This window comes from Streptomyces iranensis (assembly GCF_017874715.1).
Classification (GTDB): Bacteria; Actinomycetota; Actinomycetes; order Streptomycetales; family Streptomycetaceae; genus Streptomyces; species Streptomyces iranensis.
The window spans coordinates 133,230-147,674 of record NZ_JAGGLR010000026.1 but is presented as its reverse complement, the minus strand read 5'-3'; the positions used below and the strand labels follow the sequence as shown (position 1 = coordinate 147,674).

At 69.1% G+C, this 14,445-nt stretch carries 19 protein-coding genes; 17 read left to right on the top strand and 2 right to left on the bottom strand.

The window, feature by feature from the left end:
* Positions 1-792: 792 nt before the first annotated feature.
* Positions 793-1,233, bottom strand: a complete 441-nt coding sequence (locus tag J2Z30_RS38575) for a GntR family transcriptional regulator (protein ID WP_063790939.1) — start codon at positions 1,231-1,233, stop codon at positions 793-795.
* Positions 1,234-1,376: 143 nt separating this feature from the next.
* On the opposite strand from J2Z30_RS38575, the gene J2Z30_RS38570 reads away from it, so the two are divergent.
* The 8 genes from J2Z30_RS38570 (at position 1,377) to J2Z30_RS38535 (ending at position 8,463) form a co-directional block, all read left to right on the top strand.
* The gene (locus tag J2Z30_RS38570; protein WP_014053770.1) at positions 1,377-1,715 is read left to right on the top strand and encodes an SCO3933 family regulatory protein; all 339 of its coding nucleotides are present in this window, start codon (positions 1,377-1,379) and stop codon (positions 1,713-1,715) included.
* Positions 1,712-1,918, top strand: coding sequence for a hypothetical protein (locus J2Z30_RS38565; protein ID WP_052701461.1), 207 nt, complete (start codon positions 1,712-1,714; stop codon positions 1,916-1,918). Before J2Z30_RS38570 ends, J2Z30_RS38565 begins: the two co-directional genes overlap by 4 nt.
* The gene (locus J2Z30_RS38560; RefSeq protein WP_044572856.1) at positions 1,915-3,306 is read left to right on the top strand and encodes a zonular occludens toxin domain-containing protein; all 1,392 of its coding nucleotides are present in this window, start codon (positions 1,915-1,917) and stop codon (positions 3,304-3,306) included. The genes J2Z30_RS38565 and J2Z30_RS38560 overlap by 4 nt, the downstream gene beginning before the upstream one ends.
* A 49-nt stretch (positions 3,307-3,355) precedes the next feature.
* A complete protein-coding gene (locus J2Z30_RS38555) occupies positions 3,356-4,036 on the top strand; it encodes a DUF2637 domain-containing protein (protein WP_044572853.1) in 681 nt (226 codons plus the stop codon).
* Between the two features lie 133 nt (positions 4,037-4,169).
* On the top strand, positions 4,170-5,633 hold the full coding sequence (locus J2Z30_RS38550; protein ID WP_044572850.1) for a YuiA family protein: 1,464 nt from the start codon (positions 4,170-4,172) through the stop codon (positions 5,631-5,633).
* Entirely contained in the window at positions 5,624-5,812 is a 189-nt protein-coding gene (locus J2Z30_RS38545; RefSeq protein WP_372453377.1) for a helix-turn-helix domain-containing protein, read from the top strand. The genes J2Z30_RS38550 and J2Z30_RS38545 overlap by 10 nt, the downstream gene beginning before the upstream one ends.
* Positions 5,812-7,086 (top strand): site-specific integrase, encoded by a 1,275-nt coding sequence (locus tag J2Z30_RS38540; RefSeq protein ID WP_044572845.1) that lies wholly within the window; start codon positions 5,812-5,814, stop codon positions 7,084-7,086. Before J2Z30_RS38545 ends, J2Z30_RS38540 begins: the two co-directional genes overlap by 1 nt.
* Positions 7,087-7,674: 588 nt before the next feature.
* The gene (locus tag J2Z30_RS38535; protein WP_078956785.1) at positions 7,675-8,463 is read left to right on the top strand and encodes an NUDIX domain-containing protein; all 789 of its coding nucleotides are present in this window, start codon (positions 7,675-7,677) and stop codon (positions 8,461-8,463) included.
* Here J2Z30_RS38535 and J2Z30_RS38530 read toward each other — a convergent pair.
* A complete protein-coding gene (locus J2Z30_RS38530) occupies positions 8,447-9,577 on the bottom strand; it encodes a helix-turn-helix domain-containing protein (RefSeq protein ID WP_209469015.1) in 1,131 nt (376 codons plus the stop codon). The two genes, J2Z30_RS38535 and J2Z30_RS38530, sit on opposite strands and share 17 nt — an antisense overlap.
* Positions 9,578-10,094: 517 nt before the next feature.
* Between J2Z30_RS38530 and kilB the strand changes: the two genes are divergently transcribed.
* The 9 genes from kilB to J2Z30_RS38490 all read left to right on the top strand — a co-directional run bounded on the left by kilB (position 10,095) and on the right by J2Z30_RS38490 (position 14,378).
* Positions 10,095-10,553, top strand: a complete 459-nt coding sequence (gene kilB / locus J2Z30_RS38525; RefSeq protein WP_052701460.1) for a plasmid transfer protein KilB — start codon at positions 10,095-10,097, stop codon at positions 10,551-10,553.
* A gap of 91 nt (positions 10,554-10,644) precedes the next feature.
* On the top strand, positions 10,645-10,824 hold the full coding sequence (locus J2Z30_RS38520; protein WP_044572843.1) for a hypothetical protein: 180 nt from the start codon (positions 10,645-10,647) through the stop codon (positions 10,822-10,824).
* 122 nt (positions 10,825-10,946) lie between these two features.
* Positions 10,947-11,153 carry a hypothetical protein gene (locus J2Z30_RS38515; RefSeq protein ID WP_044572841.1) on the top strand — a complete coding sequence of 69 codons (207 nt, stop codon included), beginning with the start codon at positions 10,947-10,949 and terminating at the stop codon, positions 11,151-11,153.
* A gap of 226 nt (positions 11,154-11,379) precedes the next feature.
* Entirely contained in the window at positions 11,380-11,517 is a 138-nt protein-coding gene (locus J2Z30_RS38510) for a hypothetical protein (RefSeq protein ID WP_209469014.1), read from the top strand.
* Positions 11,507-11,629, top strand: coding sequence for a hypothetical protein (locus tag J2Z30_RS51150; RefSeq protein WP_281062802.1), 123 nt, complete (start codon positions 11,507-11,509; stop codon positions 11,627-11,629). The genes J2Z30_RS38510 and J2Z30_RS51150 overlap by 11 nt, the downstream gene beginning before the upstream one ends.
* A gap of 151 nt (positions 11,630-11,780) precedes the next feature.
* Positions 11,781-12,095, top strand: coding sequence for a hypothetical protein (locus tag J2Z30_RS38505; protein WP_044572839.1), 315 nt, complete (start codon positions 11,781-11,783; stop codon positions 12,093-12,095).
* Entirely contained in the window at positions 12,092-12,976 is an 885-nt protein-coding gene (locus tag J2Z30_RS38500; RefSeq protein WP_063790937.1) for a GGDEF domain-containing protein, read from the top strand. Before J2Z30_RS38505 ends, J2Z30_RS38500 begins: the two co-directional genes overlap by 4 nt.
* Positions 12,976-14,013 (top strand): DUF2637 domain-containing protein, encoded by a 1,038-nt coding sequence (locus tag J2Z30_RS38495; protein ID WP_044572838.1) that lies wholly within the window; start codon positions 12,976-12,978, stop codon positions 14,011-14,013. Before J2Z30_RS38500 ends, J2Z30_RS38495 begins: the two co-directional genes overlap by 1 nt.
* Entirely contained in the window at positions 14,010-14,378 is a 369-nt protein-coding gene (locus J2Z30_RS38490; RefSeq protein WP_044572835.1) for an RRQRL motif-containing zinc-binding protein, read from the top strand. Before J2Z30_RS38495 ends, J2Z30_RS38490 begins: the two co-directional genes overlap by 4 nt.
* The last annotated feature ends 67 nt before the right edge of the window (positions 14,379-14,445 follow it).

Here is a 14,445-nt window from a genome sequence, read left to right as displayed (position 1 = left end):
GGGTGGTGGGCCCGATGGTCGCGGACACCAGAGTCACAGCGCTTACGACACGCTGGTCAAACACCGTGATACGGAAACCGACGCGGAGCGACCACGACGGCCTGAGCCACCGCGCGGCAGCAGCTGCTCCCCGCCCGCCAGGACCGGGCAGTTCGGTCTGCTCACGCGCCCGCACCCGTGACGACGGCAGTACGGCGGCCGGCCATATCGGGCCGGGGCTGACGACCGACATGCCCCCGGCCGGGCACCCCTCCCCTCCCCGCTGGCCGTTGCTACGCGCACAACGACGATGGCCGCAGTCGGCAGATGGCCAGTCATGTAAACCGCTCTGCGTAGCCGTCCCTCGACGGCTGGCAGGTCGGGCCCATGGTCCTGGGCGTGCCGCTGCGTCGGCGGGTTCGCAGCGATCGTCAGGCGCTCCGCGGGAGCTGTTCCGAGTGCTGACTGCGGTCGGTGGGCTGCTGGTGTGGGGTGGCGCGCTGAGTGGCACGGGGGCGCCGCTGAGCGGGGCGGTAGACAGGAGTGGGCGGCGGCCACGGGCCGCCAGCGCGCGCGGCCCGCGCAAGCGGGCCGCCTTGATCCAGTAAGGAAACTCTGAACAGCGCACACCAGAAGATCGCCGGAGGATCGCAATGCAGGGTGCGCGCGACCAACGCGCAGACGACAAGGGGGAACTGGTGCTGACCGAGCAGGAGCAGGCGCTGTTGGCCGAGATCGCGGCTATGGCTGAGCGCCTGCGCGGTGAGCTGGAGGAGATTCGCGCGGAGGTGATGGAGATCCAGGAGGAGCGGGCTACGGGTGCTGCCGCGACTTCAGTTCGGCGACTTCCTGCTTGAGGGTCTGGACCTCCGCGTTCAAGGTGCGGAGCTGGTCCCGGACCTCTAGGAGTGCTTCGGTGATGGTCCCGGTGGGTTCTGTGCTCGCCGGGGCTTCGCTCGGTCCGGCCGTCGTCTGGGGAGGCGTGTAGCGCTTGGGCTCGATCAGCTCGCCGCCGGGGCCGATCACGTCGGCTACGTAGCTGCCGCGCCCCTGCACGGTGTAGATCAAGCCCTCTTCGCGGAGCACGCGCAGGGCGCTGCGGGCGGTCATGTTGGCGATGCCGAACCGCTCTTGCAGCTCGCGGTGCGAGGGGAGCTGTTCCCCCGGCTTGAGCTTGCCCGCCTTGATCTCGCTCCGGATGGCCTCGGCCGCCTGTTGATACGGCGGGCGGGCGTCGTGCGTCGACGGCGTCATGGTCCAAGGGTAGCCGGGTTAGCTCACCTAACACACCCGGACCCCTGAACTCCCACATCTAGCTCACTTGACCTAGCTAGCCTGGCTAGGTCATAGTGGTGGCCCGATCGCACAAGCGGTCGGCCACGAAAGGGAGTTCAACCATGGCTATGACCCGTATCCGCGTGGGGCTGCTGCCCTCCACTCAGTTCATCGCTGGCACCCTCCCGGTGCCGAAGGTGAAGGACCCCAACACGGGTGAGGTCGCCACCGACCGTGACACCGGGGAGACCCTGCACACCCTGACCGTCTTCCTCATGGAGGAGGGCCGGGCGGAGCAGATGAAGATCACCGTGCCGGAGAGCGGTCTGCCGGGTGGGCTCCAGCCGGGGATGCCGGTGCGGGTGGCGGAGCTGTTCGCCACTCCGTGGGCGCGGCTCTTCAACGGGCAGCTGTCCGATGGGGTGGCTTACCGGGCGGCGGCGCTGGAGCTGGTCAAGTGACCGCCCCGGCCGGACCGGACCCGGTGTATCCGGTGGCGCCGGAGAGTGGGGATGACGACTCGCGGTTCACGAACGGCCTGCTTTTCGACGTGGCCAAGGTGATCGAGTCGCACGGCTACCCCAAGCTCGCATCCGGCCGTGACCTGCTGGAACTGCGGATATCTCTCTACCGATTCCTCTACACGAACAAGGACGCGCTGTGACTGTGGGAGATATCTTTGGGTCTGCCCCGGCTGTTGCCGGGGCGGCCCTGGCCCTGATCGGCATATGGGCCCTGTGGTGGCTGGTGCGCTACGTGCGTGCCGACAAGATGACGCGGGCGAGCATGCGGCAGGCCATCGGCGTACGGCGTCGCTGGCGGCGGCTCGCTCCGATGGTCGGGCTGTCGGTGACCGACAAGACGCCTCCGGCCGTGATCGTGGCGCCGGACGGGAAGGTCCCCAAGCCACGGGTCCTGATCCCGAAGATCAGGGTCGCGGCCGACCGGTACGGGGTGCTGGTGCACGCGGTGTGCCTGCCGAAGGTGGGTCTGGCGGAGTTCCAGCGGGCGGCGCCGTATCTGGCTGATGCGTGGCGGTGCACGCGGGTTTCGGTGCTGCCGGACAAGCCGGGGCAGTTGGTGATCCGTGGGGTGCGGGTTGATCCGCTGATCGTCCCCACCGAGCACACCCCGACCGGGGCCGTGCCGGAGGATCTGGCGGTGTGGGATCTGGGCCTGGACGAGTACGCGCTGCCGGTGAGCGTCAGCCTGGCCAACGTGCCCGGCGTCACCGTGGCCGGGCTGCCCGGGTTCGGTAAGACGTCCCTGGTCAACCGGTTCATGTGCGATACGGCGCCGTCTGATGCGGTGCAGTACGCGGTGGCCGATGGGAAGGTGACCTCCTCCCATGAGGGTGACTACGCCGATCTGACAGAGCGGATCTTCGCGTTCGTCGGTGACGATCTCGAAGAGGCGAATGCGCTGTTCACGCGGTTGGTGAAGCTGCGGCGGGACCGGTCGGCGTCGATCCGGGCCCTGCTGGGCGTGAAGAACATGTGGCACGTCGGGCCCTCGGCCACCTGGCCGTTGGCCGTGCTCATCGTGGACGAAGCGCACACCTACTTCCGCGACTACAAGGGGTCGGACACGCGGACGAAGAAGCTCGCCGCGCTGGCGGCGGAGAACGCGCGGCTGGTGGAGGACCTGGTGAAGAAGGGCCGCAACGTCGGCATCCTGGTGATCATCGCGACGCAGAAGGCGACCGGGGACGCCATCCCCACCTTCATCCGGGACGTGTGCCCGGTGGGCCTGTCCTTCGCCCAGAAGACCGCCGAAGCGGCCGTCGTCGCGCTGGGGGAGGACATCCGGAACTGGCCGGACGCCAGCCCCACCGCTCTCCAGGACCCCGCCTACGTCGGCGTGGCCGCCATGGCTCACCAGGGCCGCCCCGGCTTCGCCCGCATCCGCACCCCCTACGTCGCCGATGCCGACGCGGCCCGCATCGCCACCGACACCGCGCACCTGACCCGCGACCCCGCCGAACTGCTCGAAGAGCTGGCTTCCTCGGCGATGCGGGTGGACGACCCGTTCACCAAGAGGGATGCGGCCTGACCCACTCCCGGCCCGCTCGTCACGAGATCTGGAAGGAGGTGAATCCCCTATGTCTGAGGATCGGATCACTCAGCGCACGGTGACCGTGGTCATGGGCATCATCGCGGCTCTGGCCTTCGTCTTCTCCTTCGGCAACGTCTGGGCTCTGGCCCTGCGCCTCGGCGTCCCCGGCCCCATCGCTCCCTTGATCGCGCCGATGGTGGACCTGTCCGTCGTCGGCCTCCTGGTGGCCTTGCGGTACCTGTCCCTGCGCGGTGTCCCGGCCGAGCAGATCAAGGGCGCCACTCGGCTGATGCACGTGTCCGGGCTGCTGACCCTGGCCCTCAACGTCGCCGAACCGATCGTGGCCGGGCACTACGGCCGGGCTGCCGTTGACGCGGTCGCCCCGCTCCTCCTCCTGGGCTGGGGAGCCGTCGGCCCGCAACTCCTGCGCCACTTCCACACCGTCGCCCACACCACCCCGGCACCGGCCGCGCCCGACCCTTCGGCTGAGAAGGCTCCGGCCCTCGCACCCGAGCCTGCTCCGACCGCCAAGCCGGTCTCGCCGCCGGTCGCGCTGAAGCCGGAGCCCTCTCCGGCGGTCGTGGTGCCCGTGCCGCTGCTGAACGCGGCCCGCGCCATCGCCGACACCTACCGGGCCGAGCACGGCGAGCCCATCACTCCGGCCCAGCTCCGGACGCGCCTCGGCGTCGCACTGCCGCTGGCCACCGCCGCGCACGCCCAGCTCTGACCACGTGCCGGCCGTCCCGGCAATCCAGAAACCCCCGCCCCTGACCGGGCCCGGATTCGCCATGCCCCGAGCAGCACCCGCACCCCTGGCCCAGTGCTGCCCGGGGCCCCTTCCTTGAAAGGATGCGCCACCCGTGAAATCCCCCCTGGACCTGCGCCACGTGGCGAGCCTGGCCCTGCGGGACCTCATCCACCTCGCCCACCACCCCGACTTCGACCGCGTCCAAGACCAGATCAGCCGAATCCGCGGTTGCACCCGACCGGTTCAGCTCGTCGGCTCCACCGAAACCCGCGACACAGCGACGGACACCATCGTCCGCTCGTACAGCACCGCCGACGAACCGACCGGGCGACTGCTGACGGCCTGCGGTAACCGCCGCTCCTCCCGCTGCCCGGCCTGCTCGCGCCTGTATGCCGCTGACACCTACCACCTGATCAAGGCCGGACTCTCCGGCGGCAAGAGCGTGCCGGAGACCGTACGCACACACCCGCGCCTGTTCGTCACCCTCACCGCTCCGTCGTTCGGGCCGGTCCACAACCGCCGCACCACCGACGCGGGCGAGAACCTGGCCTGCCGCTGCGGCACCCGCCACCCCGCCGATGACCCCGCCTTGGGCACCCCGCTGTCCCCGGCTACCTACGACTACACCGGCGCCGTGCTGTGGAACGCCCACGCGGGAGCTCTGTGGGCACGTTTCACCACCTACCTGCGCCGTGAGCTGGCCGCCCACCTCGGCATGACCCAGAAGGCGCTGAACGCGGCGCTGCGAGTCTCCTTCGCGAAGGTCGCCGAGTACCAGCGGCGCGGCCTGGTCCACTTCCATGCCGTAATCCGCCTCGACGGCCCCGAGGGCAGCAACGAGCCCCCGCCCCCGTGGGCCACCGCCGACGCCCTCACTCACGCGGTCACCGAGGCGGCCGAACGCGCCGTACTAACGGTCACCTCCGACGCCATCGGCGAACGCCGACTCACCTGGGGCTCTCAGCTCGACATCCGCGAGATCGCGGCCCTAGGCGACGGCGAACTGACCGATCAGAAGGTCGCCGCCTACGTCGCCAAGTACGCCACCAAGAGCGCCGAGGACTCCGGAACGGTAGACCGCTCCCTGCGCTGCCCCCACTGCACCGGACACGGCTACCAGCGCGGCCCCGACGGCTTCCGCGACCTGTGCGACCAGTGCGAGGGCACCGGCCAGTCCGAACCCATCGCGGACCTGCCCGTGCACAGCCACGTCCGGCAGATGATCCGCACCGCCTGGAACCTCGGCCACCTGCCCGAGTTCGCCGAACTCAAGCTCTGGAAGTGGGCCCACATGCTCGGCTTCCGAGGCCACTTCTCCAGCAAATCCCGCCGCTACTCCACCACCCTCAGCGCACTCCGCGACGTCCGCCGCACCTGGCGCACCGAGCAAGCCCGCACGGCAGACGACCGGCCCGAGGTGGACGAGGAAACCACCCTCGTCGTCTCCCACTGGCAATACCTGGCCTCCGGCTACAGCCCCGGCGAAGAACTCCTCGCCGCCCAGGTACGCCACGACATCGCCCAAGCACGCGACCACGCCGACCGCCGCAAGACAGAAGGGGACCTGTGGCTGTGACTCCGGGACTGCTCAACGTGGACCAGGTCGCCGCCCGGCTCCAGGTGAGCCGCTGGACGGTCTACAACCTCATCCGTTCCCGCGAGCTGGCCTCCCTGACCATCGGCCGCTGCCGACGCATCACCGAATCCGCACTGCACGACTACATCGCACGCCAGACCGAACGAGAGGCCGCCTGATGGGCAAGAAGAACGCGAACGGCGGAGGAAGCATCTACCAGCGCAAGGACGGGCGTTGGGAGGGCATCGCGTACGTCCTGACGACCGATGGCACGCACAAGCGGCGCAGCGTCTACGGGAAGACCTGGGATGACGCCCACGACAAGCTGACCAGGCTCAAGGCCGACTCCAACAACGGACTTCCCGTCGCCACGAGCAAACAGAGCCTGGGCGACTTCCTGACGTACTGGCTGGCCAACGTCGCACGCATCAAGGTCCGTCCGGCCACGTACGCCGCTTATGACTCCCTCGTGCGGAACTACCTCGCTCCCGGCCTCGGGAAGAAGAAGCTGACGCGGCTCACCGCACGGGACATCCGGGCCTTCCTCGCCGCGACGGCGCGTACGTGCCAGTGCTGCGCTCAGGGGAAGGACAAGGCGCGCCCGGAACGGAAACGCCGCTGCTGTGCGCTGGCCAAGTGCTGTAAGTCGTACCCGTCCGATCGGACCGTGCGGTTCCTCCTCGTGCTGCTGCGGGCCGCGCTGGAGCACGCGGTGCGGGAGGACGAGTTGCCGCGCAACGTGGCCAAGAACGTGGAGCTGGGCATGGGCACGAAGCGCGAGATAGAGCCGCTGACCGTGAAGGAAGGGCGTCAGCTCCTGACGGCGGCGCGAGGTAACCGGCTCTGGGCGGTGTACGAGCTGGCCGTACGGATCGGTCTGCGGCGCGGTGAGGTCCTGGGCCTCCGGTGGAAGGACGTGGACCTGGCCGACGGGACGGTCACTATCCGGCAGACGCTCCAGCGCGTTGGCGGTGAACTGCTGATCGCCGCCCCGAAGACTCAGAGGTCGGCCCGGCGGGTGGCGCTGCCCGCCGAGTGCGTGACGGCGCTCCGGGCGCGCCGTGCCCAGCAGCGCGGGGACCGGCTCGCGGCAGGAGACACCTGGAAGGGCAGCGGCAGCGATCTTGTCTTCACCACGAAGAAGGGGACACCGATCGAGCCGCGCAACCTCAACCGCGCCTTCACCCTCCTGTGCGACAAGGCCGAGGTCCGGCGCGTCCGCTTCCATGACCTCCGGCATACCTGCGCGTCGCTGCTCCACGAGCAGGGAGCCGACGCTCGGATGATCATGGAAGTGCTCGGGCACAGCTCGATCCGCGTCACGATGGACATCTACACCTTCGTCCGGCTGGACTCGCAGCGCTCCGCCTTCGACCGCGTCGGCGATGCCCTGCGTGACGGCGATGGCCCGGACGATGACAACGGCGCGGGTGGCGCCCTGGTCGCCGTCTGATCGAGGCGCGCGGCGGTTGCCGTCAACGACCGCCGTCAACGGGCAACGCAAGAGGCCCCTTCCATCACTGGAAGGGGCCTCTGAGCTGGTGCGCGCTCGGCAGGATTCGAACCTGCAACCTCTTGATCCGTAGGCAATTAAGAGCGCCGTTTGGCCAGCTCAGGCGCATGATCTGACCTGCGGTAGGAGTCCGCTGAAGTCCGTGGAAGTCCGTAGTCGTCCACCCCCGTTGTCACTCAGTTCGTCACTCACTGCGGGCCGCCTTGGGCGACGCGGCTGCAACATCCCCGTGTGTTGCAGCCGCATGTACCGCAACCTCGACGAGCGGGTACGGGACACCCGGACAGTAAGAGAGGGAAGAGCCTTGGAAACCGGACAGCCGGACAGCGCCGAAAACGGCTGTCCGGCTCGTTTCCGCAGGTGAGAGGCTTAACCGGACAGTCGGACAGCTGGGACATGTCCATACCGGCCCACCAGCCTTTCACTCTGCTGTGGCACTGCTCATTGATCAGACTCACGACTGGAGGAGGTGTGGCATCTGGCCGCTACGCTGGTACGCACCACCTCAGAATGGAGAGTGCGCCCCGGATGGGACCGAAGACGACCAAGGTCTACGAGACGATTCGTGAGTGGCTCGCGTCCGGCGAACTTGAGCCCGGAGAGAAGCTGCCGTCTGAGCGTGCTCTCGTGGAGCAACTCGGCATCGGCCGTACTGCGCTCCGGCAGGTGCTGGCGCGACTGGTGGCTGAGGGAGCCCTGGAGGTGCGCGGCCGAAGCTCGTACCGCGTCCCTGGCGGTGTGAGCGTGGAGACTCCCGAAGGGCCGGAGCCCTGGCGCATCCACGGTGAGCGGACCATCTATGACAACCGCTGGGTAAAACTCGACGTCTGGGACGTCGAGCCGCCCGGTGTGGAGCGCTTCGAGCATCACGTGGTGAAGCTGCACCACGTAGCCATCGTCGCTGTGCTAGACGACCAAGACCGCGTGCTCATGATGTGGCGGTACCGCTTCGTTCCCCAGCAGTTCGGATGGGAGCTCCCCGGCGGCATTGTGGACGAGGGCGAGAGCCCTGCCGCTACGGCGGTCCGGGAAGTCGAGGAGGAGACCGGCTGGCGCCCGAAGTCTGTGGAGCACGTCGTCACCTATCAGCCCATGGTGGGCATGGTCGACTCACCGCATGAGATCTTCGTGGCGCATGGAGCCGAACAGGTCGGCTCGCCCACGGACCTGGAAGAGGCAGGGCAAATCGAGTGGGTGCCATTGGCGGACATCCCCGCGCTGATGGCCCGCGGTGACCTCATGGGCTCCGGCACCCTTGTGGCCCTGCTCCACATCCTGGCGACCCGCCGGAAGCAGGGCGTTACAGCCTCGAACTGAGGAGATCGACGCGGCGACGCTGCCGCACGGACCCCGCACGGCTCGCCAGTAGTCGCGCCTGCCGCAAGTGCGTCTGCGCGTCGTCGTACTCGGCGCGGGCCAGGTGTGCCTTAACCAGATCGCAGTGCAGCCCTGCTTTGGCACGCACGAACGTCGGGTCTGCGGTACCGAGAGCCTCGTAAAGACTGCTCACTGCTTCGCCGTCGCCCAGCATGGCCAAGACGTTTCCGCGCCACCGCGTGAGGTGGGAGGTGTTCAGGAAGATGCTCAGCATGTCCGGGTCGCGGTCCTCCGGCCCGGACGGGATCGCTGCGTCAGCTACCTCAAGCGCGCGAAGGGCATCGTCAGGCAAGTCGGCATGGGCGCAGAGTTCCGCTTCTGCGGCATGCAGCCACGCCCGGAGCCTTGGCGAGCCAGCTTTTCCAAGGCTGCGCTGTGCGTCCCGAACGAGAGAGACGCCGAGTGCCGGCCGACCAGCCTCGCTCAGCACGTACGCCTGCTCCGCCATCGCATGGGCGAGGTACATCGGCGCGTCAGCGTCACGTGCGGCCCTCTTGGCAAGCTCGTAGTGCCTCCACGCGCGTTCGACCGCTCCTGAATCGAGCGCCTGCCACGCTGCGAGCGTGGAGGCCCCGGCCAGCGCGACGGCCACGGGCTGACGCGTGTCGGGCAACACAGTGAAGTTGAGGGCCTCTTCGAGGGAACTCAGGTGTTCCGCCATCTGGTCGATGAGGCGGCCAGCGCCCTTCTCCCGGTCCATCGTTCGGAACAACTCCGTCTGGTCATAGAACGCCTTGACCATGGACGGGCTGACGCTGCTCGCTGAGTCGATGCGAAGCAGGAGTTCGTCATACCCGTCGGCTACGGCCGGAGCGGCGGCGGTCGGGACGTCTCTCAGTTCTGAGTCCGTGATGCCGAGAAGCGGCCGCAGAATGGCCGCATAGCGGTCGGAAATGGCGCGCTTGCCGTTCTCCCACTCGGAGACGTAGACGCGAAGACTCGCTGTCGACGCGACATCAAGGATGTGCTCTCTGGCGTACCGCTCGATCTCGCGTATCAGGCGTTCTTGGGACCAGCCTCGGGCAGACCGCGCGCTTCGAAGTCCCGTGCTCACTGCTCACCGTCCGGCATGGGCAACTGACTGACCCTCACAGCATGCCTCACATTTCCGCAGGTCAACAGGGGTTAACAGTGCCGAAGTTAAGCCCTGTTGGCTACCGGATCACCCCCTTGGACCGGTCTTCTGGAGATGCACCACCGAGGGCGATCACCACCCGATTCGGCGAATGAGCTTGACTCTGGTGCGCACCAGATGTTGTCCTACTGGTGCGCACCAGATGGGCGGGAGTCGCTCCCCTCAGCGGTGCTGAACGGCGCCCGGAAGCCCTTCACAAGGGGGTTTAAGGAAGTGCTCGTTCCTTGAGAACTCAACAGCGGACCGAGGATCTACCGCCTGTCCTCAGCTCAAAGAAGGCGGCCCGCGCGGAGCACGACCCGCGCACTCTTCGACCCTTCCGCCGCGTGACTCGCGGCGGCCGGTTGCCTCCTCCGCCCGTCCGGGCCGCTGTATGCGGTGCCGTACGGGCGGGGTCGAGGGGAGCCGGACACCATCTCACCGCTTGGGAGATCACGTGATCACAACACTCATCGCTGTATTGGGCACGCTCGCCGGGGCCGTGGTCGCTGGGTTCATGCAGCACCTGACGGCCACGCGTACCGCCCGTTCTGCTGCCGCTGAGCGTCGTCGTCAGGCGCTCGCCGAAGCGATCCCGGCCTTGCTGGCCGGACTGGCCCGCCACCGTGAACAGCAGTACCTGAAGATCGTGGCGCGCCGTGAAGGGCAGCCCGATACCGCCGAGGCGCGGCAGACCCGCTATGCGGCACGGACGGCGGTCACCAGCGCCATGGACAGCTTGTTCATGGCCACGCAGGACCGTGCCCTGCTCGCGGTTGCGCAGGAGGCAGTTGACGCGGCGATGGCGCTCGGGGATGTCCCCGAGGCCGAGTTGGATGCGGCGGGTCTGCAGGCCCGGAAGGCACACACCGCGCTGCGGGAGTCTGCCGCTTCCTTCGTCTACGACTACCGCTGACCGCCCCGCTTCTGTCCCCCGTAGCGGCTGAGCGTCGCTACGGGGGGCGGTGGCCGGACAGTCCGGCTGAACGAATCGAGAGGACTCCGTCATGGCGTGGGACTTCCGCCGCAACGAACCGGTCAACCAGCAGAACACCCAAGAGGAGATCACCGCCCTGTCGCAGGTCGCACAGGCCGCTGAGAACCGGGGCGACACCCGGATGGCCAACCTCGTCCACTCCGAGATCAACCGAGAGCTCGACCAGCTCGGCGAACTCAGGAGCCCGTGACCCGCCCCGACTGACAACTGCCCGATCCGCCCGCCCGGGACGCTTCTGCGCGGTGCCGTATGGGCGGGGTCGAGGGGAGCCGGGACGGACCGTCTCGCACCACTAATCCGGGAGGAGCCCTGATGGGTGCACGTATCGACAGGCTGATTGGCACACGGGAGGCGCGTGCCGCACACCGCGCCGCGAGGCAGGAGCTGGCCGAGGTCAGTGACCGCGATCGTCGTGCCGGGCTGCACGACGAGACCGATGAGTTCGTGGCCGCCAACAGCAAGGTGAACGCCGCTGAGAAGCAGCTGCCCCGGTGGCGGCGCCTGCCTGACGCCCGCTGACGGTTGCCCGATCCGCCCATCTCGCACGGGCGGTGAGGGGAGCCGGGACCCCCCGACTTCAACGAAAAGCGGCCCCCGGGTGGCACCCCAGGGACCGCGACAGGCACCTGCATGAGAGGCAACCTGTGATCACCAGCATGACACGCGGCGTCCTCGCCGCGAACCCCGGCAACAGCGACCCGGACATGGACGAGGCCCCGCGGCTCGTCCGGGCGGGAGGCTCCCGATGAGCGAGATTGCCGAGCAGCAGGCCGCTGACGCGCTCGCCCAGCAGCGGATCGAGTCTGCCCGCCAGGCCGCCGCGGCGGCCGAAGCGGCGCGACGGGCCGCCGAAGCCATCCGGGGGCAGCGCCATGGCTCATAAGGAAAAGCCCCAGACGCCGCCTCCGCCGCTGCCGCGCCGTGACCCCGGTGCGACCAACCCGCCGACCCCGAAGAACGGGGCCTTCCAGGTCTTCAAGGGCGGCAAGAAGTAGTCCCCGCTTGTGTCAGGGCGGCCGCATTCCGCGAGCGGTGTGCGGCCGCCCTGCCACTTCCCTTGATGCCCGGGGCGGCTCGCCCTCTCGCCAAAGACCGCGACCGTCCCGGGTCCTACCCCCTGCCTGATCAGGCAGCAGGAGTTCCACGATGCGTACATACATAGGAGATCAAGAGGCTGTCACTGCCTCTGAGTTCGAGGAGTTGGCTTTCGGCTTCGATGAGGGGCCCGTTGGCCTGGACCGTGACTTGTTCGTCGGTCCGCCGCACCCGGAGTCGGCCAAGGACCGCCGGGCACGGCTGGCCGTGGCGCGGGAGGTCTTGCGCGACCTGCGTGAGGTTGCTGCCGCTGGCGATGAGATCGCCGGATGGGACGCGCTCTACGCCCAGGAGCTGACCAAGGCGGTCCCGCTGCTGCGGTCCACCGCACGCACCCGCCATTCCTCGAGGAAGGCGGCGGCATGAGCGCCCTGCACACCGTGGCCGCCGCCGCCCCGCTGGCCACCGGATGGGCCGCCCATGGGCTGTGGTTCCGCCGCAGCCTCGACCGGGCCCGCCGCGACCCGCTCACCGGCCTGCCCACCCGGGCCGCGTTCGAGAAGCACGCCGCGCAGCTGCTGCGCAAGGAGCGGTGCGCGGTGCTGCTCATCGATCTGGACGGCTTCAAGGCTCTGAACGACACGATGGGCCACGCGGCCGGGGACGCGACCATCCGCGCGGTCGGTGAGCGCCTGGGTGTCTGGGTGCACGTGCAGAACGGAGCCGTTGGCCGGTTGGGCGGGGATGAGTTCGCCGCCGTCGTCAGCATGCCGCACCCGTCGGATCTGCCCGTGGAGTTGTCAACGCTGCACCGGATGATCTGTGAGCCGGTGGAGCTCGACGGCCGCGTGATCCCGTTGCGTGCCTCGATCGGCGCCTACCACGGCCCCCATCCCGCCCCCGCCCTGTCCGTCGCGCTTCGCCGGGCGGATGAGGCGATGTACCAGGCCAAGCAGGCCGGTGGCGGCTGGGCCATCACCGACAACACCGCGCCCGTCTACCGCACGGTCAACGGCCGCCGCGACGGCCGCCCCGGCACCAGCAACGAGGACCCCATGAGCTCCCGCTACGACGGCTACGACCTCTTCGAAGAGGCCGACGACTACGACGACTTCGAAGACGAAGAGTTCGAGGACGCGCAGGAGTGGCAGCCGGACACCGGCCAGTGCGACCACTGCACGATGGCGCCGGGCGAGGTCATCGAGCCGCTTGGCTTGTGCTGCGCCTGCTCGATCGGCCAGGGCGCCGCCCCGGAGAACTGCGTCTGCGGCCCTGCCCCGGACAACGATGCGGAAGGGGCCTCGTGATGACCATCGCGGCCGAGACCGACCAGGCCACCGCTCCGCAGGTACCGCCGCTGTCCCGCATGGAAAGGATTCTGCTGCTCGTGGTCGGTGCTGCGGGCATCGGCGTGGGCGGACTGGGGTTCGCGGCATCGTTCGACGCGGTATCGGCGGCCGGGGCCCGCTGGGGCTTCCGGTATCCGTGGATGCTGCCGGTGGGCATCGACGCTGCCGTGCCGGTGTTCACCGTGGCGAACCTGCTGCTGATCCGGATGAACATGCCGCTCGCGTGGGTCCGCTTCGTGCCGTGGGCGCTGACGCTGGTCACCTGCTGGCTGAACATCGCGTCCGGGCACTCGCTCTCGGCCAAGGTCGCGCACGGGACGATGCCGTTGCTGTGGGTGGTGCTCTCCGAGGTGGCCGCGCATGTCTACGCGGTGCGGATCGGCGCGGCGATCGGCAGCCGCATGGAGCGGATCCGGCGTTCGCGCTGGCTGCTCGCTCCGCTGTCGACGTTCGCTCTGTGGCGCCGCATGACTCTGTGGGAGATCACCTCCTACGCCGACGCACTCGCCCGCGAGCGCGAGCGGCAGCTGGCCCGCGCCGAGCTGCGTGAACAGCACGGGTGGCGATGGCGCTCGAAGACCCCCCGCCGGGAACGCGTGCTGCTCAAGCTCGGCGACCAGGCCCCCGCCAGCGCAGCCGAGCCGGACCCGGTGCCGGCACCCCCGCCCCCGGAGGAGCCGAAGCAGAAGCAGCACCAGGCCGAGGAGCCCAAGGCCGAACCGAAGCCGCGACGGCGGCCGGGCAGGGCAGCCAAGCCCAGCCGGAAGGCCCGCGGTTTCGATGAGCTGCTCACCGAGGCCCGCAAGGTCACGGCCAACTGGCCCGAGGAGCGGCTGAAGGCCGAACCGATCCGCCAGGAGCTCCGCTGTAGCGCGAAGCACGCCCGCTCACTGCGCGACGCGCTGAAGGCCGAGCGTGCCTCTGGCGGGCGCCCGCTGCACGCCGTGGACGAGCCGGAGGAGGGGACCGGCCAGACCGAGGGTGAAGCCGCTTGAGGTTCTACGACCCGACCGGCAAGCGGTACGGCGTCCCGACCTACCCATGGCGTCTGGCCCCGGATGGCTTGGCCACCCGTCGGCAGCTGCGTGCCAGGGGGCTCCGGCCGGGCGGGCAGGAGATCGCTGCCCAACTCATGTGGCGCTCCCGCCGCTACGGCCGTCGGGTACGGACCGCGTACCTGTACCGCCTCGACCTCGCCAAGCCCGTGCGCCCGATGACAGCGGCGAAATGGGCCGCGCTGGCGAAGGCAAACGCGGCCCGCCGCTTCTGCCCGCAGTGCCGACGCGACGCGGGCTACACCCTCCCCACCTCACTCGGCGTGTGCACCACGTGCGCCGCCACTCAAGCACTCGCCGCATAACCCCACACGGGGCCCGGTCCTCAACCGACCAAAGCGATGCACCGGGCCCCGCCTATCCCTCCCGATT

Coding starts and splice junctions, on each gene's coding strand:
- J2Z30_RS38575 (WP_063790939.1), bottom strand. CDS start 1,233: ATGACGCCGTCGACGCACGACGCCCGCCCGCCGTATCAACAGGCGGCC.
- J2Z30_RS38570 (WP_014053770.1), top strand. CDS start 1,377: ATGGCTATGACCCGTATCCGCGTGGGGCTGCTGCCCTCCACTCAGTTC.
- J2Z30_RS38555 (WP_044572853.1), top strand. CDS start 3,356: ATGTCTGAGGATCGGATCACTCAGCGCACGGTGACCGTGGTCATGGGC.
- J2Z30_RS38540 (WP_044572845.1), top strand. CDS start 5,812: ATGGGCAAGAAGAACGCGAACGGCGGAGGAAGCATCTACCAGCGCAAG.
- J2Z30_RS38535 (WP_078956785.1), top strand. CDS start 7,675: ATGGGACCGAAGACGACCAAGGTCTACGAGACGATTCGTGAGTGGCTC.
- J2Z30_RS38520 (WP_044572843.1), top strand. CDS start 10,645: ATGGCGTGGGACTTCCGCCGCAACGAACCGGTCAACCAGCAGAACACC.
- J2Z30_RS38515 (WP_044572841.1), top strand. CDS start 10,947: ATGGGTGCACGTATCGACAGGCTGATTGGCACACGGGAGGCGCGTGCC.
- J2Z30_RS38510 (WP_209469014.1), top strand. CDS start 11,380: ATGAGCGAGATTGCCGAGCAGCAGGCCGCTGACGCGCTCGCCCAGCAG.
- J2Z30_RS51150 (WP_281062802.1), top strand. CDS start 11,507: ATGGCTCATAAGGAAAAGCCCCAGACGCCGCCTCCGCCGCTGCCGCGC.
- J2Z30_RS38505 (WP_044572839.1), top strand. CDS start 11,781: ATGCGTACATACATAGGAGATCAAGAGGCTGTCACTGCCTCTGAGTTC.
- J2Z30_RS38500 (WP_063790937.1), top strand. CDS start 12,092: ATGAGCGCCCTGCACACCGTGGCCGCCGCCGCCCCGCTGGCCACCGGA.
- J2Z30_RS38495 (WP_044572838.1), top strand. CDS start 12,976: ATGACCATCGCGGCCGAGACCGACCAGGCCACCGCTCCGCAGGTACCG.